The following is a 24,137-nucleotide window of genomic DNA, read 5'->3' as shown; positions in this document are numbered from 1 at the left end:
TCCGTGCGCCGCCTCTCCGCCTCCCCGCCGATCAGAGCCGCTCGGCACTCTGGAGGTGGCAAGCGCCGCCTGCCGCTCGCCGGTCCCCGTCAGCCGCCCCGCACGCGACGACCGGCGGACGGTTGTGTGAATCGGGGGTTGACATGGTCACACGGAAAGACAGTGCAGGAGGGCTCGGTTCCACCACGGCCGGTCTGCTGCTCGCCACGGCCGCGCTGGCACTGGCCGCGCACCGGCGGCGAGTGACGGCCCGGCAGCGGGAACGAGAGCTGGAACTGGAGGAGTTGGCGATCCGGCGCAAGTCGCTGGCGCACCAGCAGCTCATGCACTGGGAACTGCTGATGCGGGCGATCGACGATCCGTCCCTGGCCGACGTCATCGACACCTACGACAAGAGCATCCCGGCGGAGCGGCGCCGTCAGTTCTTCTACGCCAACGCGTGGTACGTCAACCTGTATCACATCCATCGAGCGGGGCTGATCGGAGACGAGGAGTTCTCCGGGCATCTGCGGGAGTTCCTCCAGAACCCGATCTTCCGTGAGTACTGGGCGGCTTCGAAACGCCCGCGTGCGGCCCTCAACGGGGCGGAGGAGGCCCGGCTCGGGCGGCTCGTCGACGAACTCGTGAAGGAACTCGACGAGGCCGACACCGATGAGTGGTGGGTCGTCTGAAAGCCGCCCGGACCGGCTGACGGCAGCCGGCGGCGCCGCAGGTCAACACATGCGCGCGGAGGACACGACGGAGTGTCTTCGGCCATCCGGTCACTCCTGCCTCCGCGGCACCAGTAGCGTGTGGTCGATACTGCTTCATTCAGTCCCTCTGCACCTAAGGATCAGTACCTTTGAAGATCGTGCGCCGCATCGGTGTGCCTCCCAGCGCGCGGGGCAGTGCCTCGGGATCCACCTGTCCCGACCTGTTCGAACTGAGTGACGGCAACTTCGCCGTCATCGGCACCGAGGCCACTGAGGCGCTGGAACGCGAGTTGCCCGCCGACGCCGCCCGCGCCGACTACGAACGCATCGTCGTCGTGAGCCGGGAAACCCTGATCCGTGCCAAGGCGGACATCCCCGACGCCTGAGCACCGCTCGCTCCGCCGGCCGGCCGCACCCACCGTCGGCCGGGCCGGACCTTCCGGCGAGCAGCCCGGCACCCCCGTTCCTGCTCGACGCTCCACCGCCTGGGCCTGGCGCCGAACACGGCACCAGGCCGCACGCGTTCCTCAGCCCCGGGCACCCGCCCCCACCGCCACCTCCGGCCCCACATACCGGGCCGCCGGCCTGATGATCTTCGTGTCCCGGGCCTGTTCCAGGATGTGGGCGCTCCAGCCCACGACCCGGCCCGCGGCGAAGGTCGGGGTGAACATCTCGCGCGGCAGACCGCAGAGTTCCATGACGACGCCGGCGTAGAACTCCACGTTCGTGTGCAGTTCCCGGCCCGGCTTCAGTTCGGCGAGGATGGCCTCGACCCGGCGCTCCACCTCGATGGCGAACTCGACGCGGGGACCGCCGAATCCCCGGGCCACCGCACGCAGCATCCGGGAGCGGGGGTCCTCGGTGCGGTAGACGGCGTGGCCGAAGCCCATGATGCGCTCGCCCGCCAGGACGCGGTCACGGATCCAGCCGTCGACGCGGTCGGGCGTGCCGATCGCGTCCAGGGTGTCCAGGGCCCGGCTCGGCGCTCCGCCGTGCAGCGGTCCGGACAGTGCCGCGACCGCGCCCGCGAGGCAGGCCGCGACGTCCGCTCCGGTCGAGGCGATGACCCGCGCGGTGAACGTCGAGGCGTTGAAACCGTGGTCGACGGTGGAGATCAGGTACTGCTCGATCGCCCGGGCCCGCCGCTCGTCCGGCTCGCTGCCGGTGAGCATGTAGAGGTAGTTCGCCGCGTACGGCAGGTCCTCGCGCGGCTCGACGGGTTCCCGGCCCTGCCCCAGCCGGTGCAGCGCGGCGAGCAGCGTGGGGACGGCCGCGACCGCGACCAGGGTGTCCTCGCGGCGGCGGCCGGCCTCGATGTCGTACACCGGCCGGAAGCCGCGTGCCGCGCCCAGCAGGGACAGGGCCGTGCGCATCCCGGCGAGCGGGCCGGACCGGCCCTGCGCCGCCGCGACGGCGGGCAGCGCGGCCCGCACCTCGGCGGGCAGCCGGCGCAGCGCGGCGGTCTCGGCGGCGAACGCGGCGGCGCGCGGCGCGTCCGGCAGGTCGCCGTGGACCAGCAGGTGCCAGACCTCCTCGAAGCCGCGGGTCTCGGCGAGTTCGACCGCGGAGTACTGGCGGTAGTGGTAGAAGCCCTCGGTTCCGCGTACGTCACCGATCTCGGTGTCGGTGACGACGACTCCCGCGAGCCCCCGCGGCACCTCGGTCGGGTGCGCGGACGTGTTTCGGGACATGTTGCTCCTCCTCGTGGCCTTTTCTCATGGCCTTTCTCGTGGCCTCTTTCATGGCCTCTGCCTCGTGACTCTCTTCCTCGTATTGATGTGACTGTCCATAATTGATTAGTGCTGTGTCAATATTGATTGAGTCAATGCATATCGTCTGTATCGGTTGAGGGATGAAGGTGGATACGGTGACCGCCATGCGCGATCAGGAGCCCGGCCGGCTGAGCACCAAGGAGGCCGCCGAACTGCTCGGCGTGAAACCGGAGACCGTGTACGCGTACGTCAGCCGCGGTCTGCTCGGCAGCCGGCGGGTTCCGGGCGGCCGGGGCAGCACCTTCGACGCCAAGGAGGTGCGGGCCCTCGCCCGGCGCAACCGGCGCGAGAGCGGCACCGCCCCGTCGCCCGGCGGTGAACCGGCGGTACGGACGCATCTCACGCTCATCGACCGGGACCGGTTCTACTTCCGGGGCGTGGACGCGGTCGAACTGGCCCGGCGGCACAGCTACGAGGAGGTCGCCGAGTGGCTGTGGACCGGGCGGCCGCAGCCCGGGGCCGTCTTCACCGCGCCGGAGACCTCCGTCGCCGTCGCCCGCCGCGCGGCCGACGCCCTGCCCGAGCACACCGGACCCACCGACCGGTTGCGGGTCGCCGCCATCGCCGCCGCGACCGCCGACCCGCTGCGCTTCGACCTGGCCGAGGAGGCCGTGCTCGGCACCGCCCGGACCCTGATCCCCACCCTGGTCGCCGCCCTTCCGCCGGTGTCGCGCGAACCCGCCGGTCAGCAGCGGATCGCCCACCGGCTGTGGACGCGGCTCAGCCCACTGCCCGCCGACGCGGAGTCGCTGGAGGCGCTGGACACCGCCCTCGCTCTGCTCACCGACCACGACCTGGCCGCCTCGACGCTCGCCGTGCGCGTCGCCGCGTCGGCCCGGGCGCACCCGTACGCCGCCGTGTCCGCGGGGCTGGGTGTGCTCGAGGGACCGCTGCACGGCGCGGCCGGCGGTCTCGCCCACCGGATGCTGGTCGACGTGCTCGACCGGGGCAGCGCGGCGCCGGTGGTCGCGGAGGAACTGCGGGCGGGCCGCCGGGTCCCCGGGCTCGGGCACCGCCTGTACCCGGGCGAGGACCCCCGCGCGCGTGCCCTGTTCGCCCTCCTGGCGGAGATTCCCCGGGCCGCGCCCGTGCTGTCGGCGGCCCAGGACGTCGTCGCCACCGCGGCCCGGCACACCCCGCTGCACGCCAACGTCGACCTGGCGCTCGCCGCACTGACCGTCGCCTGCGGCATGCCGTCCTCGGCGAGCGAGACGATCTTCGCGGTGGCCCGTACGGCGGGCTGGATCGCGCACGCCCTGGAGGAGTACGCGGAACGGCCGCTGCGGATGCGGCCGAGCGGGCTGTACGTGGGGCCACGCCCGCCCCGGCCGCTGCCGGGGTAGCCCGGCCACCGGGCGAGTACCGGCGCCGGCGTCACTCCACCGGCGGCTGTCCGAGTGCGGCGGGAGGCCACCGCTGTCAACTCAGGTTAGGCTCACCTCTGTGAGTAGGTGCTCAACCGTCTCCCAGGACCTCGACGAGCCCGTTTCGGGAACCGCGGCGACCACCCGGACCTGGCTGCTGCTGGAGCAGCCCGGCCCGTGGGGTGCCAAGGCGCTCACCGCGAGCCACCTGGACCCCGCCCTGGGCCGTGCCCTGGAGAAGGCCACGCGCGGCACGGGCGTGCGGATCGCGCTCATCCGCCGCCCCGGACGCCACGCGGACCCCGGCACGTCCGCCGAACGGCGCGTCTACGCGGCCCACAGCGCGCCGGGGTCCACCTGGCTGCGCGCCGCCACGGTCGCCGACCCGGCCCGCCTGCTCGACCTGGACTTCGCCGCGCTCGGCCGGGGCGACCGGCGCGGTTTCGACACCGTGCTGCGCGGCGGGCCGCACACCGGCGACCCCCTGGTCCTCGTCTGTACCAACGGCAAGCGCGACCGGTGCTGCGCGCTGCTCGGCCGACCGCTGGCCGCGGATCTCGCCGCCGCCGGGACCGAGGGCGTCTGGGAGGTCACGCATCTGGGCGGCCACCGGTTCTCGCCGACCGTGCTGGTCCTGCCGTACGGCTACGCGTACGGCCGGGTCGACGCGCACGTCGTCGGGGAGATCCTGCGGGGCGTGCGGGAGCGGCGGATCGTCCTGACCGGGTGCCGGGGCAGCTCGGCCTGGGAGCGGCCCGGGCAGGCCGCCGAACTGGCCGTCCGCGCGGCGGTGGGCGAGTACGCGGCCGAGACGCTCGGCGTCGTGCGCACCGACGGGGCGGCACCGCACTGGGAGGTGACCGTGGCGCACGTCGACGGCCGGCACTGGCGGGTCACGGTGGCCCAGGGCGCGTCGCAGCCGCCGCGCCCGGAAAGCTGCGGAGCCTCGGTACTCGGCTCACCCGCGCGGATGGAGGTCACCGGAATCCGTGAACTGGCGGTGGTGGGGGCGGTGGCCCTCGCCGGGTGAGGACTGGCGGTGGGGGGGCGGTGGTCCTCGCCGGGTGACCACGTCCTGGGCCCCCGTACGGGCTCTGGCACTCGCCGGGTGACCACATCCTGGCCCCCGTACGGACTCACCCAGCACCGGAGCGTCCGGAGCGTCGACCCCACCCCCACCACCGGCTGCGCTCGCCGCGAAGGATCCGCGTCTCCGCGTTCACACCCCTTTTCGGCCCCGCGCCCGCACCACGTACCGTCGAGGGCCATGAGCCCCACTACTCCCCCGCGCCGCCTGCGCCTCGGCCTGCCCCGGCGGGTGTTCTCGCAGGTACTGCTGATGCAGCTGGCGATCGCCGCCGGAGTCGCGGTGCTCGCCACCGGGCTGTTCCTCGCGCCGCTCGGCGACCAGCTGGACGACCAGGCGATGCGCCGGGCGCTCGCCATCGCGCAGACCACCGCACAGCAGCCGCAGCTCGCGGCGGACCTGCGCGGTACCCCCGCGACGGCGGACGGCCCGGTGCAGCGGGAGGCGGAACGGATCCGGCAGGCCACCGGGGCGGAGTACGTCGTGGTACTGGACCGGCGCGGGGTGCGCTGGTCGCACACCGATCCGGACCGGATCGGCGCGGCCGTGTCGACCGATCCCGGCGCGGCCCTGGCCGGGCACGAGGTGATGGAGATCGACGACGGCACCCTGGGCCGCTCGGCCCGCGGCAAGGTCCCGCTGCGCGACAGTACCGGCGACATCGTCGGAGCGGTCTCCGTGGGCATCGCCTACGACAGCGTCCGGGCCCGGCTGCTGCACGCCGTGCCCGGCCTGTTCGCGTACGCCGGGGGCGCGCTGGCGGTCGGCTCGCCGGCCGCCTGGCTGATCGCGCGCCGGGTCCAGCGGCAGACCCGGGACCTCGCCTTCTCCGACATCGCGGCGCTGCTCGCGGAGCGCGAGGCGATGCTGCACGGCATCCGGGAGGGCGTCGTCGCCCTGGACCGCGCGGGCCGGATCCGCCTCCTCAACGACGAGGCGCGGCGCCTGCTGGACCTCGGCGACGAGGCCGTGGGCCGAACCCCCGGCGCGGCCCTCGGCCCGGGACGTACCGCCGATGTGCTGGCCGGCCGGGTGACCGGCACCGACCTGCTCACCGTCCGCGGCCCGCGGGTGCTGGTCGCCAACCGGATGCCCACCGACGACGGCGGCGCCGTCGCCACCCTGCGCGACCGCACCGAACTGGAACAGCTCGGCCGCGAACTGGACTCCACCCGGGGCCTGATCGACGCCCTGCGCGCACAGGACCACGAGCACGCCAACCGCATGCACACCTTGCTCGGGCTGCTGGAACTGGAGATGTACGACGACGCCGCGGAGTTCGTCGGCGAGGTGGTCGGCAACCACCGGGCCACCGCGGAACAGATCACCGAACGGATCACCGACCCCCTGCTGGCCGCCCTGCTGGTCGGCAAGGCGACCGTCGCGGCCGAGCGCGGCGTCACCCTGTGGGTCTCGGACCGCACCCGGCTGCCGGACCGGCTGATCGACCCCCGGGGACTGGTCACCGTCGTCGGCAACCTGGTCGACAACGCCGTCGACGCCACCGCCGGTACCCGCCGCGCGCGCGTGGAGGTGGAGTTCCGGGGCGAGGGGCGTACGGCGGTACTGCGCGTCCGCGACACCGGGCCGGGGGTGCCCGCCGGACAGCGCGAGACGATCTTCACCGAGGGATGGTCCACCAAGGAACCGCCGGCGCACCGTCGCCGCGGCATCGGACTGTCCCTGGTCAGGACGTTCGCCGAACGGCAGGGCGGCAGCGCGGTGGCCGGTGCGGCGCCCGGCGGGGGCGCCGAGTTCACCGTCGTACTGCCCGAGGCACTGGCCGGGCCCGGTCCCGCGGCGGACGTCACGGTGCCCTCCCCGCGGCCGGAAACCGTCGGGGCCGGCGGCGAGGAGGAAGCGCGATGATCGAGGTCCTGGTCGTGGACGACGACACCCGCGTCGCGCGCGTGAACGCCGCCTACGTCGAGAAGGTGCCGGGCTTCCACGTGGCCGGCGCGGCGCACAGCGCGGCCCAGGCGCTGCACCGGCTGGAGACGCTGCCGCGCCTCGACCTCGTGCTCATGGACCACTATCTGCCGGACCGGACCGGTCTGACGGTGGTCCAGGAGATGCGGCGGCGCGGCCACCAGTCCGACGTGATCATGGTGACGGCGGCGCGGGACGTGGCGACCGTGCAGGCCGCGATGCGCCAGGGCGCGCTTCAGTACCTGGTCAAGCCGTTCGCCTTCGCGGGGCTGCGGGTCAAACTGGAGGCGTACGCGGAACTGCGCCGCACCCTGGACGGCGGCGGCGAGGCGGAACAGGCCGAGGTGGACCGGATGTTCGGGGCCCTGTCGGCGCCGTCCGAGCCCGGGCTGCCCAAGGGCCACTCCCCCACCACCGCCGAGCTGGTGCGTCAGTGTCTGATGCGGGTCGACGGGTCGCTGTCGGCCCAGGAGATCGCCGAGCGGACCGGCGTGAGCCGGCAGACCGCCCAGCGGTATCTCAAGCTCCTGGAGCGCACCGGACGGGCCAGACTGACCCTGCGCTACGGCGACGCGGGCCGCCCGGAACACCGTTACGTGTGGCGACCCGCGCCTGAAGCCGGCGGCTGACGGGCCCGGACGGACGGCCGGTCCGGACGGACAGCGGCCCGGACGGACAGCGGCCCTCCCCTGGCAACCGCCGCGATCACGCGCCGGCCGGTACGGCACCGCGGGCGCGCTCCGTCACACGGCGCCCGCCCCCGTCAGCGCCCGTACCTCGGTCTCCGCGTGCTTGGCCCGGTCCGCGGGCTCGGCGGAGGTGACGGTGCCGAGCCAGCCCGCGACGAAGCCCAGCGGGATCGAGACCAGGCCGGGGTTCTGCAACGGGAAGTACCGGAAGTCGGCGCCCGGGAACAGCGCCCCCGGGCTGCCCGACACCACCGGCGACACCAGCACCAGCAGCATCGCCGGGACGAGTCCGCCGTAGACCGCCCAGACGGCGCCGCGGGTGGTGAAGCGGCGCCAGAACAGCGAGTACAGCAGGACCGGCAGGTTGGCGGAGGCTGCCACGGCGAAGGCGAGGCCCACCAGGAAGGCGACGTTGAGGTCCCTGGCCAGCAGTCCGAGGGCGATCGCCACCGCCCCGACGCCGACCGCGGCGCAGCGGGCCACGGCCACCTCGCTGCGCGGTTTGGCCCGGCGGCGGCGCAGCGAGGCGTACAGGTCGTGGGCGACGGACGCGGAGGAGGCCAGGGTGATCCCGGCGACCACCGCGAGGATCGTGGCGAAGGCGACCGCGGCGACGACCGCGAAGAGCACGGTGCCGCCGGTGGAGTCCGGGCCGCCGCCCAGGTCGAGCGCCAGCAGCGGCACCGCCGTGTTCCCGGCCGCGTTGGACCGCCGTACCGCGTCCGGTCCGACGAGCGCGGCGGCGCCGAACCCGAGGACGATCGTCATCAGGTAGAACCCGCCGATCAGACCGATGGCCCACACCACCGACCGCCGGGCCGCCCGGGCCGTGGGCACGGTGTAGAAGCGGGACAGGATGTGCGGCAGCCCGGCGGTGCCCAGGACCAGGGCGAGTCCGAGGCTGATGAAGTCGAGCCGGGCGGTCCAGTCCCCGCCGTACCTCAGCCCCGGCGCCAGGAACGCCTCCCCGTGCCCGCTGCGCCCGGCCGCGCTGAGCAGCAGTTGGTTGAAGTCGCCGTGGAATCGGACCAGGACCAGCGCGGTCAGCGCCATCGTGCCGCCGAGCAGCAGCACCGCCTTCACGATCTGGATCCAGGTGGTGGCCCGCATCCCGCCCAGCGACACATAGACGACCATGAGCGCGCCGACGCCCACGACGGTCCAGGCCCGCGCCGCCTCCCCGGTGCCGCCGAGCAGCAGCGCGACCAGGCTGCCGGCGCCCACCATCTGCGCCACCAGGTACAACACGGACACGGTGACCGATGAAGTACCCGCCGCGATCCGCACCGGGCGCTCCCGCATCCGCGCCGCCACCACGTCGGCCAGGGTGAACCGGCCGCAGTTGCGCACCAGTTCGGCGACGAGGAACAGCACCACCAGCCAGGCCACCAGGAAGCCCACCGAGTAGAGCATGCCGTCGTAGCCGTAGAGCGCGATGAGGCCCGAGATGCCGAGGAAGGACGCGGCGGACATGTAGTCGCCCGCGATGGCAAAACCATTCTCCAACGGGGAGAAGAGCCGGCCGCCCGCGTAGAACTCCTCCGCCGATCCCCGCCGGTGCCGGCTCACCCAGGTGGTGATCCCCAGCGTGACCGCCACGAAGCAGCTGAACAGCGCCAGCGCCAGCGTCTGGTGCTCCCCGGTCACACCGCACCGCCCCGGGCCCGGGCCCGCTCCTGGGTGAGCCAGCGCAGCTCCAGTGCCGCCCGGTCCCGGCGCAGCCGGGCATGCCGGGCGTAGGCCCAGGTCAGCAGGAAGGTGGTGAGGAACTGGCCGAGCCCGGCGAGCATCGCCACGTTCACCGCTCCCGCCACCGGCCGGCCCATCAGCTCCGGCGCGGTCGTGGCCGCCACCACGTACCCCAGGTACCACACGAGGAAGCCGATCCCCGCCGGCACCACGAACCTCCGGTACCGGCTCCGCACCTCCCGGAACGCCACGCTCTCCTGCACCTCCACGTACACCTCGGCGGTAGCCGCAGCCGTGGCCGTGGCCGTGGCCGTCACCGTGGCCGTGGCTCCCGCCGGGGTCCCGTTGCCCGGCTCCTGCCGGGTCGGCGGCGGGGAACCGGGCGCCGCGGGGGCGGCGGCACCCATCGCCTCACCCCATCCGGAGGCGAGGGCGTCGTACCAAGGGTCGTCATAGGCCCCCGCCTCGCGGAGGCGATCGTTGCTTGACTGCATGCCCAAGGATGGACAGAACGGGAAGATCACCGACTCTTCTTCCCTCCGCTCTTCACCCCTTCAGGTGACTCACCCCGCAGGAGGCCGCACAAGTCCCTTTCCGTAGGCGTAACGCACCGCCTGCGCGCGGTCCTTGATCCCGGTCTTGGCGAACAGGTTGTTGATGTGGGTCTTCACCGTCGCGGTGGAGACATGCAGCCTGCGGGCGATCTCCTGGTTGCTGAGCCCCTCGGCGATCAGTACCAACACCTCGGTCTCCCGCGCGGTGAGCCCGTCCGGTGCCTCGGCCGGCGGTGCCGGGCGCGCCTCCGGCTCCGACAGCCGCTCCAGCAACCGTCGCTGGATGCCGGGGGACAGACCGGCGTCCCCGGAGAGCACGCTGTGCACGGCCCGCACGATCTCCTCCCCTCCCGCGTCCTTGGTGAGGTAACCACGCGCCCCCGCTCGCAGCGCCGGGAACAGCGACTCGTCGTTCACGTACGTCGTGAGCACCACGACCTGCGTTCCCGGGTGGTCGGCCCGGATCCGCCGGGTCGCCTCGACCCCGTCGCACCGCGGCATGCGCAGGTCCATCAGCACGACGTCCGGAGCGAGCTCGGCCACCAGCCGCACCGCCTCCTCGCCGTCACCCGCGGCGCCCACCACCTCGACGCCCGGCAGCAGCCCGAGCAGCATGACGATGCCCTCGCGCACCACTGTCTGATCGTCCACGACAACGACCCGGGCGTCCTTGCCCCGGACCTCCCCCGTCATACGGGCACCTTCAACGTCACCACGAACCCCTCCTCGCCCGGTCCTGCCCGCAGCGAGCCACCCAGCAGTTCGGCACGCTCCCGCATGCCCAGGAGACCGTATCCGCCTCCCGCGTCGGCGAGTTCGCCGCAACCACCGCCCGAGTCGCGGACGTCCAGGGTCACTTCCCGCGTGCCGTAGTCGAGGACCATCCGTACCCGCGCGCCCGGAGCGTGCTTGCGGACGTTGGTCATCGCCTCCTGGGCCACCCGGCGTACCGTCTGCGACGTCTCGGCCGGCAGCGGCCGGCGCTCACCCGTAATGGTGACCTTCGTATGCGCGCCGTCCGCCATGCCGACGAGTTGCTCCAGGAAGTCCTCCAGTGGCGTCAGCTCTCCGCGCAGGGCGGACAGCGCCTGCCGGGTCTCGGCCAGGCCGTCGCGGGCCATTCCCCGCGCCGCCACCACGCGTTCCAGGATCCGGTCCCGGTCCGCTCCCCTCTCGATCAGCAGCCGCGCCGCCTCCAGGTGCACCATCTGGGCCGACAGGCTGTGCGCCAGCACGTCGTGGATCTCCCGCGCGATGCGGGCCCGCTCGGCGAGCGCCGCCGACTCCGCCTCGGCCGCCCGCGCGGCCCGCTCCTGGGCCAGCAGCCGCTGTGCGTGTCCCCGGGCCTCCGCGTCGAGCCGCAGGACATATCCGCCCAGGGCCAGCCCGGCCGCCAGGGCGGCGCTGCTCGGCCAGGTGTTGCCGCCGACCGCGGCGTAGGCGGCGAAGGCCACCAGGGCCACGGGCAGCGCCGCCGTGAGGGGGAGCCGCTCCAGCGCGATGACCGCGCACCCGCACCAGAGGACCGCCGCGGGGACCTCGTAGCCGGCGGCCTGTGCTGTGCCCGCGAGGCCGAGGAGAGCCGCGGCGAGGCCGAGGGACGACCGGAGCCGGTGGGCGAGCGTGGTCCGGAAGAACGCCCGGACCACCACCACGGACAACAGGACCACCGCCGTGGCGCCGACCGCGCCCCACCCGTTCTCGCCGCCGGCGACCGCGCCCCACAGGAGCGCGCCGAGCCCCAGTACCCGCACGGCCACGGCCAGCAGGCGCCGGTGCCCCGAGCGCCGCTCCCGCCCGAGCGCTTCCTTGGACGGCCACCGCGTCCAGACGTTCTCCGTCACACACGTTCCTTCCCTGCGGGCGCGGACCGGGGCAGGCCGGCACCGTACCTCGCGGCCGCCGGGACCGTCGGGCGCACGGTGCTCAGCCGCCAGGCCAGGGTCGCGGAGCGGGCCAGCAGGGTGGCCGCGACGGCGAGCAGCAGGGCGGAGGTGTCCTGGTGCACGCCCAGAGCCGAACCGAGGACGAACACGGCGGCGCGGACGGCGATGCCGGCTCCCCACACCGAGGCGGTCGCCCTGGTGCCCCTGCTCCAGACGGTGCCGTCGGCCTCCGCCCATATGCGGGTGGTCCAGGCCAGGCCGGCTCCGACGGTGGCTCCGAGGAGCAGTTCAGTGCCGAGCAGGGCCGCCGACGCGGTGTGATGGCCGGTGCCGAGCAGTCCCGGCTGCCTGAGCGCGACGAGGCCCAGGACCACGGGCGCTATCCACCAGCGCTTCTCCGTGTTGATCCGGCTCGGGCGGAGCTGGCGAGAGATCACCAGACCGACCACGACCACGATCGCCAATGCGTCGACAGCGCCGGACATCGAAGCCTCCGTGTGCGAGAACGGGATGTCGGCAGCGAGTCCTGCCGACATCCCCGACGCTACGGAAAGCAACGGGCCGGATGATCGGCGCCCGGGTGGATCATGGGTGGAGCCGCGCATGGGGCCGGCTCCACCCACGGGTGGAGACGTCTCGGTGACGGCTCCGCTCCCGCTCAGCACGGCCCCCGGTCAGTCCGCAACCTCTCCGTGGCCGCTCGATCAACCGGCTACGCGTCGATCCGCGACCGGTCGAGCGTCGCCGCCGAGTTCGAGATGAACTCCTTGCGCGGCGCGACGTCGTTGCCCATCAGCAGGTCGAAGACCTGCTCGGCGGCCTCCAGGTCGGTGAGGTTGATCCGGCGCAGGGTCCGGCGCCGCGGGTCCATGGTCGTCTCGGCCAGCTGGTCGGCGTCCATCTCACCGAGTCCCTTGTAGCGCTGGATGGAGTCCTTGTACCGGACGCCCTTGCTCTGGAACTCCATGAGCTTGTCGCGCAGCTCGCGGTCCGAGTACGTGTAGACGTACTTGTCCTGGCCCTTCTTCGGCTGGGTGATCTCGATGCGGTGCAGCGGCGGCACCGCGGCGAAGACCCGGCCGGCCTCGACCATCGGCCGCATGTAGCGGTGGAAGAGGGTCAGCAGCAGCGTACGGATGTGCGAGCCGTCGACGTCGGCGTCGGTCATCATGATGATCTTGCCGTAGCGCGCCGTGTCGATGTCGAAGGTCCGTCCCGAGCCGGCCCCTATGACCTGGATGATCGCGCCGCACTCGGCGTTCTTCAGCATGTCGGTCACGGACGACTTCTGGACGTTGAGGATCTTGCCGCGGATCGGCAGCAGCGCCTGGAACTCGGAGTTCCGGGCGAGCTTCGCGGTGCCGAGCGCGGAGTCCCCCTCGACGATGAACAGCTCGCTGCGGTCGACGTCGTCGCTGCGGCAGTCGGCCAGCTTGGCGGGCAGCGAGGAGGACTCCAGGGCCGTCTTGCGGCGCTGGGCGTCCTTGTGCTGGCGGGCGGCGATGCGGGTGCGGGCCGCGGCGACCGCCTTCTCCATGACGACCCGCGCCTGCTGGGCGGCGTCGCGCTTGGTGGAGGTCAGGAACGCCTTGAGTTCCTTGGTGATCACGTTGTTCACGATGCGGCGGGCCGCCGAGGTGCCGAGCACCTCCTTGGTCTGCCCCTCGAACTGCGGCTCGGCCAGACGCACCGTGACGACCGCCGTGAGCCCTTCGAGCGCATCGTCCTTGACGACGTCGTCCTCGGCGACGCGCAGCAGCTTCTTGGCGCGCAGCACCTCGTTCATGGTCTTGGCGACGGCCTGCTCGAAGCCGGCGACGTGGGTGCCGCCCTTGGGCGTGGCGATGATGTTGACGAACGACTTGAGGGTCGTGTCGTAGCCGGTGCCCCAGCGCATCGCCACATCCACGCCGAGGTCGCGGGTGACCTCCGTGGGCGTCATCTGGCCGTGCTCGTCCAGGACCGGGACGGTCTCCTTGAAGGTGCCCTGCCCGGTGAAGCGGAGGACGTCGCAGATACCCCGGTCATTGGCCAGGTACTCGCAGAACTCGCTGATGCCGCCGTCGAAGCGGAAGGACTCCTCGCCCTTGCTGCCGCCCTCGCCGAGGCCGAACTCGTCCCGGACGACGATGGTCAGGCCGGGCACCAGGAAGGCGGTCTGGCGGGCCCGCTGGTGCAGCGTGTCGAGGGAGAGCTTGGCGTCCTTGAGGAAGATCTGCCGGTCCGCCCAGTAGCGCACCCGGGTGCCGGTGCGGGACTTCGGGATCTTCCTGGCCTTGCGCAGTCCGCTCGCGGCCTCGAACCTGGCGTCCGGCCCGGCCCCGGCGAAGCCGCCGGGGACACCGCGCCGGAAACTGATGGCGTGGGTGTGCCCGCTGCGGTCCACCTCGATGTCCAGGCGCGCGGACAGGGCGTTCACCACGGAGGCGCCGACGCCGTGCAGACCGCCGGAGGCGGCGTACGAGCCGCCGCCGAACTTGCCGCCGGCGTGCAGCTTGGTCATGACGACCTCGACACCGGAGAGGCCGGTCTTGGGCTCGACGTCGACCGGGATGCCCCGGCCGTTGTCCCGGACCTCCACCGAGCCGTCGTCGTGGAGGGTCACGTCGATGTGGTCGCAGTAGCCGCCCAGTGCCTCGTCGACGGAGTTGTCGATGATCTCCCACAGGCAGTGCATGAGACCGCGGCTGTCGGTCGACCCGATGTACATACCGGGGCGCTTGCGTACGGCCTCGAGCCCCTCGAGGACGAGCAGGTGCCGCGCGGTGTAGTTGGAACCGTCCCGGTCTGCTCCTGCCAGCAGCGCAGTGGACGGCACGGACGTCTCGGCGGTCACGCGGTTCGCTCCTCGCTGAATTTCAGATGGGGCCCTGTTGGGTAAGGGCGCGGCTTCGTTCACCGCTCAGAGGGTACCGAGCCCTGGTAGAGCCGTTGTAACGCCACCCTCGTCGCGGAGGCAGCCTAGTCCACGGTCGCATACCTGTTCGATCCCTCGATGGAGTGAAGTACACATCACGTTCCCTTCGAGGCATGAACCATTTAGGCTCCGGGCACGTCCTCATGAACAACCGGCAAGCCAGCCGGCGGGGACCGACACCGACCGACAGCGCGAACCCGTAAGACACATAGACACGCAATACGGCACATTCGCCGCCAACCGGCAACAGCCAGCCTCCTCGGAAAAAAGTTTCGAGGAAAAGCCACGAGCGGGAACGTTTTGGGGCTGGTTGGATGTTGACCCTGGTACGACAGCTCGTCGAGCTAGAGAAGAGGCGACGTGACTACTGTTCTGACTTCCCCGAGCCCGCTTACGGCCGCCGACCGTTGCGACCGCTGCGGCGCCCAGGCCTACCTGCGCGTCGTCCTGCTGAGCGGCGGAGAACTGCTCTTCTGCGCCCACCACGGGCGCAAGTTCGAGCCGGAACTCAAGAAGATCGCCGCTGAGATACAGGACGAGAGCGAGCGCCTGACCTCCGTTCCGGCAAGCGACTCAGAAGAAGAGCGCTGACCTTTCGCGTCCCACGACGAGCGAACCCGGCACAGGCCGGTGAGGGCGGTCCGCCTCCCTACCAGGAGGCGGACCGCCCTCGCTCTCGTCCAGGACTCGCGGCCGCGCTGCCGGTGGGGCGCGGAGGCCCCTCAGGCCCTGCCGGACGCCCTCGTGCCGCCCTCGGAGGCGGCGGCGGCCGGGTTCCACCCCAGGCTGCTCAGGACGGCGGAGACGCGCGTATAGACCCCCGGGCTGCCCGTCTGCCCGCAGCCGCTCCCCCAGGACACCAGCCCGATCAGCTTGCCCCTGGCCACCAGCGGCCCGCCGCTGTCCCCCTGGCAGGCGTCCCGGCCACCGGCCTGGTCCCCGGCGCACAGCATCGTCGTAGGGCGGTACTGCCCTTCGGCACTGCCCGGATACGCCTGCTCGCAGACGGAGTCGGGAAGCACCTGCACACGTGATCCGTGCAGGCTGTTCGCGTAGTCCCCGGCCCCCGAGGTGTCGCCCCAGCCGTAGACCACCGCGGCCGTTCCCGGTTCGTAGGCGGCGTCCCCGTCGGCCGCCATGGCCAGGGCGGAGCCGGCCGGCAGCGCCCTGACGAGGGTGAGCACCGCGAAGTCGCCGGTGTTGCTGACGTCGTCGTGGTCCGGGTTCACCCAGACATCGCGCACCGGGATCTCCGCGCCCCCGTCCGCCAGCAGGTCCGTACGGCCCGCGACGACCTTCAGGTCACCCACCTGCTCGGGCGGTGTCCCGAGGACCTCCTGACCCAGGCAGTGGGCCGCCGTGAGCACGGTGGTCCGGCCGACGGCCACCGCCCCGCAGAACTGCCCCGCCCGCGTCCCCCCGAACCGGTCACGGCTGGACAGCGCCACCGTCCACGGACTGTCGGCGGCCTCCACCGGGAAGCCCCCGACGACGACGCTGTCGGCGGCCGCGGGGTGCGCGGCCGCCAGCGGTGACACCAGCGGTATGGCGGTCGCGGTGGCCGCCAGCACCAGCGGCCGGGCCAGCGTCCGAGCGAAAGGACGGCGCATACAGACTCCTCACTCCGTGTGTTCGTGAAACACCCAGAGTGATCCACTCGGCGTCGCCCCGCACCCCGCGCGCACGCGCGAACGGGCCCGCCGGCCTGCAAGACATGGCGAAGGGCCCGCCTCCCGGAGGGGAGACGGGCCCTTGCCGACCGGTCGTCCTGACCTAGTCGAGGTAGTCGCGCAGCACCTGGGAGCGCGAGGGGTGGCGCAGCTTGGACATCGTCTTGGACTCGATCTGGCGGATCCGCTCGCGCGTGACGCCGTAGACCTTGCCGATCTCGTCGAGGGTCTTCGGCTGACCGTCGGTGAGACCGAAACGCATGGAGACGACGCCCGCCTCGCGCTCGGAAAGGGTGTCGAGGACCGAGTGCAGCTGCTCCTGGAGGAGCGTGAAGCTGACCGCGTCGGCCGGGACGACCGCCTCGGAGTCCTCGATGAGGTCACCGAACTCGCTGTCGCCGTCCTCGCCCAGCGGGGTGTGCAGCGAGATGGGCTCACGGCCGTACTTCTGGACCTCGATGACCTTCTCCGGGGTCATGTCGAGTTCCTTGGCCAGCTCCTCCGGGGTGGGCTCGCGGCCCAGGTCCTGGAGCATCTGGCGCTGCACGCGCGCGAGCTTGTTGATGACCTCGACCATGTGCACCGGGATGCGGATGGTGCGGGCCTGGTCGGCCATCGCGCGGGTGATCGCCTGCCGGATCCACCAGGTGGCGTACGTGGAGAACTTGTAGCCCTTGGTGTAGTCGAACTTCTCCACCGCGCGGATCAGACCGAGGTTGCCCTCCTGGATGAGATCCAGGAAGAGCATGCCGCGGCCGGTGTAGCGCTTGGCCAGGGAGACCACCAGACGGAGGTTGGCCTCCAGGAGGTGGTTCTTGGCGCGGCGGCCGTCCTCGGCGATGATCTCCAGCTCGCGCTTGAGCTTCGGCGCCAGCTTGTCGGAGTTGGCCAGCTTGTCCTCGGCGAACAGTCCCGCCTCGATGCGCTTGGCCAGCTCGACCTCCTGCTCGGCGTTGAGCAGGGGGACCTTGCCGATCTGCTTGAGGTAGTCCTTGACCGGGTCGGCGGTGGCGCCGGCTGCGGCGACCTGCTGGGCCGGCGCGTCGTCCTCGTCGTCGTCGGACAGGACGAATCCGGCGGCCTCGGTGCCCTCGGGCTCGCCCTCGGCCTTGGTCTCCTCGATCACCTCGTCCTCGAGGACCTCGGCGTCGTCCTTCTTGGCCGTGGTCTTCTTGGCCGCCGTCTTCTTCGCGGCGGTGGTCTTCTTCGCCGCCGTCTTCTTGGCGGTGGTCTTCTTGGCCGCCGCCTTCTTGGCGGGCGCCTCTTCCTCGACGGCGGGCTCGGCCGCGGGGGGCGCCGGGCTGGCGGCGGTCTTCCTGCTGGTCACCGTCTTGGCCGCGACCGTCTTGGTGGCGGTGCGCTTGGCGGGACTCTTCGCTGCGACGCTCTTTCGGGTGCGCTTGGGCTCCGCGGCACTGACCATCAGCGTCACACCCTCTTCCTCGAGGATCTGGTTGAGGCTGCGCAGTACGTTCTTCCACTGAGTGGCCGGAATCTGGTCAGCTTCGAAGGCCCGACGCACGTCATCGCCGGCGATCTGCCCCTCAGCCTTTCCCCGCTCAATGAGCGCCATGACAGAGACGGACTCGGCGATCTCCGGCGGGAGCGTACGGGATGTGCTGGCCGACACGAACAACCTCTCGGAACGTTGAAAACGGCTTCCGGCCCCGTCCTGGCGGACAGGAGCCGACCGCCGGCTTGGGGATGGGCCGACGGCGCGGGCGGGGGCCGGGGAGAAGCACAGCGCCGTGAACGGCGTCCGTATTCCCTCCGCGGCTGTCACCTCTTAGGTCATCGCGTTGTTCCCACGAGCGTTACGCCCAATCCGCGTGGCCCGAGTCACACCCCGTAAGGGAGCAAACTCGGCCAGATGCTGTCAGAAGGGATCAGCGATGACACCGGTCCGGCCCGATCGCGCCAGAAGTGCGACGTCACACCGTCGACCCCGCAGAGCCGTCCAGGCGCTGCGGGGTCGGCGGCGGCGGCGACCCGGCCGGACACCGCCACAGGAGGGGGATGGCGTGGCCGGCCGCGCCGCCGGTGCGGGCGCGGTCAGTGCTCGCGCGGGGCGGGCACCACGCGCTCCACCTCGGGGTGGACGGTGAGCAGTTGACGCATGGCCGCCTCGGCCGCCGCGCCGTCACCGGCGGCGAGGGCGTCGGCGATCCGCGCGTGCTGCGCCAGCGACACGTCGTTGGGCCGGTCACAGCCCGTGACCGGGTTGCCCGAGACCTGGAGGGCGGCGCCCACGATCCCGGAGAGGTGCTCCAGCATGCGGTTGCCGGCGACCTGGATGAGCAGCATGTGGAATTCCGCGTCGGCGCGGGAGAAGGTGAGGGCATCACCCTGCGCCATGGCGTGCCCCATGACGCCGACCATGTCGGAGAGGCGCTGCTGCACGTCCTCCCGGCCGTGCCCGGCGGCCAGCCGCGCGGCCAGCGGCTCGATCGTCAGACGCAGCTCGGTCAGCTCACGGCGCTGGTCGTCGCGCTGCGGCCCGAAGGCCCGCCACTCGATGATGTCCGGGTCCAGCAGGTTCCAGTCGCAGACCGGACGCACGCGCGTGCCCACGTTCGGCCGGGCGCTCACCAGCCCCTTGGCCTCCAGGACGCGCAACGACTCCCGGACCACGGTGCGGGACACCTCGAAGCGCTGGCCGATCTCCTCGGGCACCAGGGGGCGGTCCGCGCCCAGGTCGCCAGAAACGATCATCTGACCGAGCTGCTGAACCAGTTGTCCGTGCAGTCCGCGGCCGCGGTTGCCGGCGGTGCGCCGGCCCACGCGGCCCAGTTCGGGGTCCGCCCCTTCCCAGGCGGGGGCCCCGACGCGGTCGACGCCAGGCGTCTCGGCGTAGGGGTAGCGGTCGAGTTCGCCCGAGCCCTGGAGGCCGGAGTCTGCGGAGCGGGCGGCGGTCATCATGGTGTGCGCAAGGGTACTCACGCATCCTTTGTCGGCGCCGTTCCCAACTCCCTTGAGGTCTTTGGTGAAAAGCACACGAAAGGGTGATCGCTCACCCCTTCGCAATTGACGCCTTATCGGAAAGAAATGGACTTTCCTCGGGGAGTTGCGCGCAGGCCCGGACCGGAGGGGTCCGGGCGGTCGTCATCGGACCCGTCCGCGCAGGGTCGTGAGCAGATACGCACAGAGCAGCGCGGTGAGCGACAACGCCAGCGCGCTGCCCACGGGTTGGACGAGCGCGCGGAGCACCGCCGCCACGTAGCGCTCGCCGCCGAAGGGCCACTGAGTCAGGAGGACCTCGCGCACCCGCATCGGGAAATCCGCGGCGGTGCGTACGGACCGGCCGTTCCAGACCTTCTGTACGAGCGGGACGACGAGGACCGGCACGGCGACCACGGCCGCGAGTCCGGCCGTGGTGGACCGGAAGAGACCCGCGGCCAGTACTCCGGCCCAGGCGCAGCCGATCACCAGGCCGGCCCAACCCGCGCCGAGGGACAGCCAGTCGGCGGGAACCCGCGCGAGCTCCCGTCCGTAGAACAGGTGGAGCACCTGTGCGTCGCAGCCGACCGTGAGGACGGCCAGCAGCAGCGCGGTGCCGGCGGAGACGACGAGTTTGGCGGTCAGCAGCCCCAGCCGGCGGGGCACGGTGCCGCGATCCGCCGCCAGGGCGGGATGGCGGAACTCGTCACCGAACGCGAGCGCCCCCAGCAGCCCCGCCCCCAGCGCCGCCGGCGGCAGGGGCACCTCCCGCGGCCACGCGGCCAGCAGCCGCGGTTGCGGAGTGTGTCCGACACGGGCGAGGAGTACGGCGGCGACGGCGGACAGGACGAGTACGACCGCGCAGGTGACGAGCCCGGTGCCGACACCGGCGACGCGGCGGAGCTCGTAGCGGAGGGGGCGGAGCGGGCTGGGTGCGGAACGGACGGAGATGGGGGGCGGGAGGGCGGACGGCGCGGCGGCGCCGGTGTCGTTGCCGGGGGTGAGGGAGGGGGTGCGGGAAGGGGCGGTGGAAGCGGTGCGGGGCCGGGCACGGGAGGGGGCGCGGTGAACCGACGTCGGCGCGATGGGGCGGGGCACGCTGTCCGGTCGGCCCGGCCCGGCCGGGCGCTCCGCCTCGGCCGCGGCAGCTGTCGGTCGGGCGTGGGCTGCCGTCTGCTGCGCGGTCGTCTCGGTTGTCGGGGTCGTCCCGGCCGTCCCGGCCGTCTCGGTCGTCTCGGTCGTGGCCACGGTGTCGGGCGGTCCGTCGGATTCCGTACCGGTCCCGGCGGAGGCGCCGGTCTGCCTCTCCACTTGCCCCTCCTCCACCCCCTCGCTGGGCCCCATGTCACCTACCTCGTGCGCCAGTTGGTGGACGAGGATGCCGTGACGGAACGCGGTCTCGCCGACGTCCGCGCACGTACTGCCGTACACGGAGAGGCGGTTGCCCCCGTCACGGACCACCTCGACCGAACGGTGAGCGGTGCGCGCCTCCTTGGTGAGGAGCGTGGCAAGGCGGGCGGCGTGCGGGCTGCGGACGGTGACGCGAGGGCGCAGCCGGGTACGTGCGAAGTCCGTCGCCCGCTGGTCGGCGACGACCTTGCCCCGCTCCAGCGTCACGACGTGGTCGGCGGCGCGCGCGGCCTCCTTGGGGTCGGCCGTGGTGTACAGGACCGTGCCGCCCTGGACCACGTACGTGCGCAGGGCGTCGTGCAGCCAGCGGCTCTCGCGTACGGAGAGCCCCTCGGCGGGGCCGTCGAGGACGAGGGTGTGCGGGTCGGCCAGCAGGGCACAGGCGAGACCGAGACGGCGGTCCATGCCGCGCGACAGGGTGCCGAGGCGTTCGTCGCGCAGGCTCACGAGCCCGACCGCTTCCAGCACTTCGTCGGCGCGCCGGACCGGGACACCGGCCGCCGCGGACAGCATGCGCAGATGTCCGCGCACGGTACGGGCCGGGTGTCCTGGCACCTCCCCCAGCAGCACGCCGACTTCGCGTGACGGGTGGGCGATCCGGTGCAGGGGTCGGCCTCTGAAGTGCGTGATGCCTCGACCCCGTTGCAGTTCGAGCATGAGTCTGAGCACCGTCGTCTTGCCGGCGCCCGGCGCTCCGAGCAGCGCGGTGACGCGACCCGCGCGTGCCTCGAAGGAGACGTCGTCGACGGCTGGCGGAAGCTCTTTGCGTGGCGTGCTGGTCAGTCCGAAGGCCTGGATCACTCGCAGCAAGATAGCGCGGTATGTCCGGTTTTCCGGGCAACGCAAGGCCCGCTCGGCACCGGAGGCTCGGCGCTTCGGGCCCGGGGCGCCCTGCGGCTGGCGCACTTCGCGGGCGGGGCGTCAGACCTCGGGCCGCAGCATGGGCGGGTTGAGCAGGGTCGCCCCGCCCGCGCGGAAGAGCTGGGCCGGGCGCCCGCCTTGGCGGGTGGTCGTGCCGCCGGTGGGAACGAGAAAGCCCGGGGTGCCCGTGACCTTGCGGTGGAAGTTGCGCGGGTCCAGCGCCACTCCCCACACCGCCTCGTAGACGCGGCGCAGCTCGCCCACCGTGAACTCGGGCGGGCAGAACGCCGTGGCCAGCGACGAGTACTCGATCTTGGAGCGGGCCCGTTCCACGCCGTCGGCCAGGATCTGTGCGTGGTCGAAGGCCAGGGGGGCGACGGACTCGCCCTCACGGCCGTAGGAGCCCTGTTCCAGCAACTCCTCGACCGACGCCCAGCGGGCGTTGCTGGCGTCGCCGCCCGCCCGGGGTGCGGGCAGGTCGGGCGCCAGAGCGAGGTGGGCAACGCTCACCACCCGCATCCGGGGATCGCGCTCGGGGTCGCCGTACGTCGCCAGTTGTTCGAGGTGGGCGCCGTTGTCCTGGGCGGGCGCGGCGGGGTCGTGGACGCACAGTCCGGTCTCCTCCGCGAGTTCGCGCGCCGCGGCCTGGGCCAGGTTCTCGTCGGCCCGCACGAAGCCCCCGGGAAGGGCCCAGCGCCCCTGGTACGGCGACTCGCCCCTGCGCACCGCCAGCGAGCACAGGGAGTGGCGCCGCACGGTCAGCACGACCAGGTCCACTGTGACGGCGAAGGGCGGGAAGGCTGACGGGTCGTAGGGCATGCCGCGATCATAGTCGTCTGCCTGACGATAAACACGCCCTTCGACGCGTCCGCCGGCCGCTGGTCCAGCGGGCTGCGGAGAGGGGGCCCACCGTCTGCTCCCGGTTGACGTGCGGTGCATGTCCGGCCAGGTCACACCCCTAACTGAAGCCCTTCGGCCGCCTCCTCGACCATGGCGAGACCCAGTCTGCTGACCCGTACGGCGAAGGGGGCGCCCGCGACCCGCAGTCCGGTCAGGCCGATCTCTCCCAGGGGGGTGCCACGCAGGGGGTGCAGTGCCACCGTTCCGGCGGGGGCGTCGGGGCGGATGCCCGCGAGCGTGGTGAGCAGCAGCACACCGGCCGCCGCGGCGGTGCTCGCCGGACGGCAGGCCGCCGGATGCGGCAGGGGCACGCTTCGACGCTCGCCCGGAGGAACGCCGCCACCCCCGGGTCGTCGCCCCTCGCGGCGGCGGGCGCGAACGGGCTGTTCGCCGCGTGGCCGACGGCCCTGACCGGTCCCGCGCCACCCGGCCGCACCCGCAGCTCCAGGGTCCGGCTGCCGCCCGGGGGCAGTTCGAACTCCCAGCGCAGCACTCCCGCGGAGGCCAGCGCGTCGGCGGGGGACGGGTCCGTCGTCACCGAGGACGTTCCGTCCGCGCAGGACCAGCGCAGGCCCGAGTCGTGCACGGTGGCGGGCAGGTCCTGTCCCTCGGTACCCGCCGCGATCGCACTGAGGTCGGCCAGATCCGTGCCGAGGGACAGTTCGACGGGCAGACGTACCGGGCGGGGGGCCCAGTTGCGCAGAGTGATCCGCTCCGTGCCGTCCGCCTGCCGGATCCGCTCGACCACCACGTCCGGGTCCGGCCCCGGTGTTGAGGAGATCCGCACGGTCCCGACGAAGCGGGCACGGTCGGCGGCGGTCCGGTGCGCCTGCACGGGGACCGGTTCGCGGCCCGCCACGAGCAGCCGGCAGCGGGAGAGCAGCCGGCGGCCTTCGCGGTAGAACCCCTCCAGCCCACGGCCGGCCAGCTGTCCCTGGCCGGTCGAGACGGCCAGCCCCGGGAGCGCGACGCAGATCATGACGTCGTGGGCGGACGGCAGAACACCGGACCGCCGCCCTCCCGGACGGACGGCGTTCCGGAGAGGAGGAGAGGGAGGGGAGGGAGGGGAGGGAGGAAGCGGAAAGGGAGGAAGGGGGAGAGTGGGCGCGGCGGCAGCCTCAGGTGGATTCATCCGTAAGTCGATTTCTCGTCCCTGATCCTGGCTCCGCAGGCCCCGAGACACCCCGGCGTCGCCCGGAGCCGGACCGGTGCCGTCGGCGGCGTGGGGCGGAGTCGGCTGGTGCATACGGGGACTTCCTCTGCGCTCGACAGGACTCGGGCGGGAGCGGTGCCGGGTTCGCGCTCGCGAGGGGCGCGCGGGGCGCGGCAGCACGGCCCGTCCCGGTGCTCCGCCACTCAGGTGAACGGCACCGGCCTCCTCCAGGTCACGCTCGCGGCCCGGCACCCGTGGCAGAGGCGGCTCACTCGGGCATCCGCCGCTCTCACCCATGCGGTCGCCGCCCAGCTCGCCGTGTACGGCCCGTCTGCGCCGCTCCCGGACGTGTGCCACCCACGCGGGTGCGCGGACGGACGCGGTTCGTGGACGTCTCCCGGGCCTGCGCTCCGGGACGGCGACGGGTGCCGCCCGCCGAATCCGCCGCGCACGCGCGCGCCGGCCGGCCGGAAGCCCGTTCCGGAGCGGAGGACGCGGGTTCCGGAGCGGAGGACGCGGGTTCCGGAGCGGAGGACGCGGGTTCCGGAGCGGAGGACGCGGGTTCCGGAGCGGAGGACGCGGGTTCCGGAGCGGAGGACGCGGGTTCCGGAGCGGAGGACGCGGGTT

The 24,137-nt window shown here is 72.7% G+C and carries 20 protein-coding genes; 7 read left to right on the top strand and 13 right to left on the bottom strand.

What is annotated here, in order from left to right; translation table 11 throughout:
• The first annotated feature begins 143 nt into the window (after positions 1-143).
• Together AB0G32_RS16300 and AB0G32_RS16295 are read left to right on the top strand one after the other, a co-directional pair.
• Entirely contained in the window at positions 144-671 is a 528-nt protein-coding gene (locus AB0G32_RS16300; RefSeq protein WP_361163040.1) for a DUF6082 family protein, read from the top strand.
• Positions 672-841: 170 nt separating this feature from the next.
• Positions 842-1,078 carry a hypothetical protein gene (locus AB0G32_RS16295; RefSeq protein WP_361163038.1) on the top strand — a complete coding sequence of 79 codons (237 nt, stop codon included), beginning with the start codon at positions 842-844 and terminating at the stop codon, positions 1,076-1,078.
• Between the two features lie 141 nt (positions 1,079-1,219).
• On the opposite strand, the gene AB0G32_RS16290 is transcribed toward AB0G32_RS16295, so the two are convergent.
• Complete coding sequence (locus tag AB0G32_RS16290; RefSeq protein ID WP_361163036.1) at positions 1,220-2,383, bottom strand: citrate synthase; 1,164 nt, start codon at positions 2,381-2,383, stop codon at positions 1,220-1,222.
• Positions 2,384-2,568: 185 nt separating this feature from the next.
• On the opposite strand from AB0G32_RS16290, the gene AB0G32_RS16285 reads away from it, so the two are divergent.
• From AB0G32_RS16285 to AB0G32_RS16270, 4 genes are all read left to right on the top strand, one after another.
• Positions 2,569-3,807, top strand: a complete 1,239-nt coding sequence (locus tag AB0G32_RS16285) for a citrate synthase family protein (protein ID WP_361163034.1) — start codon at positions 2,569-2,571, stop codon at positions 3,805-3,807.
• 100 nt (positions 3,808-3,907) lie between these two features.
• Positions 3,908-4,858, top strand: coding sequence for a sucrase ferredoxin (locus AB0G32_RS16280; RefSeq protein ID WP_361163032.1), 951 nt, complete (start codon positions 3,908-3,910; stop codon positions 4,856-4,858).
• Positions 4,859-5,095: 237 nt separating this feature from the next.
• Positions 5,096-6,784, top strand: coding sequence for a sensor histidine kinase (locus AB0G32_RS16275; protein ID WP_361163030.1), 1,689 nt, complete (start codon positions 5,096-5,098; stop codon positions 6,782-6,784).
• Entirely contained in the window at positions 6,781-7,473 is a 693-nt protein-coding gene (locus AB0G32_RS16270; RefSeq protein ID WP_361163028.1) for a response regulator, read from the top strand. Before AB0G32_RS16275 ends, AB0G32_RS16270 begins: the two co-directional genes overlap by 4 nt.
• A 114-nt stretch (positions 7,474-7,587) precedes the next feature.
• On the opposite strand, the gene AB0G32_RS16265 is transcribed toward AB0G32_RS16270, so the two are convergent.
• From AB0G32_RS16265 to AB0G32_RS16240, 6 genes are all read right to left on the bottom strand, one after another.
• A complete protein-coding gene (locus tag AB0G32_RS16265; protein WP_361163026.1) occupies positions 7,588-9,180 on the bottom strand; it encodes a cation acetate symporter in 1,593 nt (530 codons plus the stop codon).
• A complete protein-coding gene (locus AB0G32_RS16260) occupies positions 9,177-9,716 on the bottom strand; it encodes a DUF485 domain-containing protein (RefSeq protein WP_361163024.1) in 540 nt (179 codons plus the stop codon). Before AB0G32_RS16260 ends, AB0G32_RS16265 begins: the two co-directional genes overlap by 4 nt.
• Before the next feature lie 69 nt (positions 9,717-9,785).
• Entirely contained in the window at positions 9,786-10,469 is a 684-nt protein-coding gene (locus tag AB0G32_RS16255) for a response regulator transcription factor (RefSeq protein WP_361163022.1), read from the bottom strand.
• Positions 10,466-11,620 carry a sensor histidine kinase gene (locus AB0G32_RS16250; RefSeq protein ID WP_361163020.1) on the bottom strand — a complete coding sequence of 385 codons (1,155 nt, stop codon included), beginning with the start codon at positions 11,618-11,620 and terminating at the stop codon, positions 10,466-10,468. The genes AB0G32_RS16255 and AB0G32_RS16250 overlap by 4 nt, the downstream gene beginning before the upstream one ends.
• Positions 11,617-12,147, bottom strand: a complete 531-nt coding sequence (locus tag AB0G32_RS16245) for a DUF1453 domain-containing protein (protein WP_361163018.1) — start codon at positions 12,145-12,147, stop codon at positions 11,617-11,619. The genes AB0G32_RS16250 and AB0G32_RS16245 overlap by 4 nt, the downstream gene beginning before the upstream one ends.
• A gap of 227 nt (positions 12,148-12,374) precedes the next feature.
• Positions 12,375-14,498: a DNA topoisomerase IV subunit B gene (locus tag AB0G32_RS16240; RefSeq protein WP_361163016.1), complete on the bottom strand. Its 2,124-nt coding sequence runs from the start codon at positions 14,496-14,498 to the stop codon at positions 12,375-12,377.
• A 441-nt stretch (positions 14,499-14,939) separates the two neighbouring features.
• Here AB0G32_RS16240 and AB0G32_RS16235 point away from each other — a divergent pair, with 441 nt between their 5' ends.
• Positions 14,940-15,170 carry a hypothetical protein gene (locus tag AB0G32_RS16235; protein ID WP_361163014.1) on the top strand — a complete coding sequence of 77 codons (231 nt, stop codon included), beginning with the start codon at positions 14,940-14,942 and terminating at the stop codon, positions 15,168-15,170.
• Between the two features lie 131 nt (positions 15,171-15,301).
• Here the strand turns inward: AB0G32_RS16235 and AB0G32_RS16230 are convergent, their stop codons facing one another.
• The 6 genes from AB0G32_RS16230 to AB0G32_RS16205 form a co-directional block, all read right to left on the bottom strand.
• On the bottom strand, positions 15,302-16,189 hold the full coding sequence (locus tag AB0G32_RS16230; RefSeq protein ID WP_361163012.1) for a serine protease: 888 nt from the start codon (positions 16,187-16,189) through the stop codon (positions 15,302-15,304).
• A gap of 163 nt (positions 16,190-16,352) precedes the next feature.
• The gene (locus AB0G32_RS16225; protein ID WP_361163010.1) at positions 16,353-17,879 is read right to left on the bottom strand and encodes an RNA polymerase sigma factor; all 1,527 of its coding nucleotides are present in this window, start codon (positions 17,877-17,879) and stop codon (positions 16,353-16,355) included.
• Between the two features lie 422 nt (positions 17,880-18,301).
• Positions 18,302-19,189, bottom strand: coding sequence for an FCD domain-containing protein (locus AB0G32_RS16220; RefSeq protein ID WP_361163008.1), 888 nt, complete (start codon positions 19,187-19,189; stop codon positions 18,302-18,304).
• 162 nt (positions 19,190-19,351) lie between these two features.
• A complete protein-coding gene (locus AB0G32_RS16215) occupies positions 19,352-21,397 on the bottom strand; it encodes an ABC transporter ATP-binding protein (protein WP_361163006.1) in 2,046 nt (681 codons plus the stop codon).
• 120 nt (positions 21,398-21,517) lie between these two features.
• Positions 21,518-22,276 carry an NUDIX hydrolase gene (locus AB0G32_RS16210; RefSeq protein WP_361163004.1) on the bottom strand — a complete coding sequence of 253 codons (759 nt, stop codon included), beginning with the start codon at positions 22,274-22,276 and terminating at the stop codon, positions 21,518-21,520.
• Between the two features lie 232 nt (positions 22,277-22,508).
• On the bottom strand, positions 22,509-23,336 hold the full coding sequence (locus AB0G32_RS16205) for a glycogen debranching N-terminal domain-containing protein (RefSeq protein ID WP_361163002.1): 828 nt from the start codon (positions 23,334-23,336) through the stop codon (positions 22,509-22,511).
• Positions 23,337-24,137 lie beyond the last annotated feature (801 nt).

The organism is Streptomyces sp. NPDC023723 (assembly GCF_040639815.1).
Taxonomy (GTDB): Bacteria; Actinomycetota; Actinomycetes; order Streptomycetales; family Streptomycetaceae; genus Streptomyces.
Note: the sequence above shows the minus strand (reverse complement) of the source record. Positions and strands in the feature narration are given on the sequence as shown.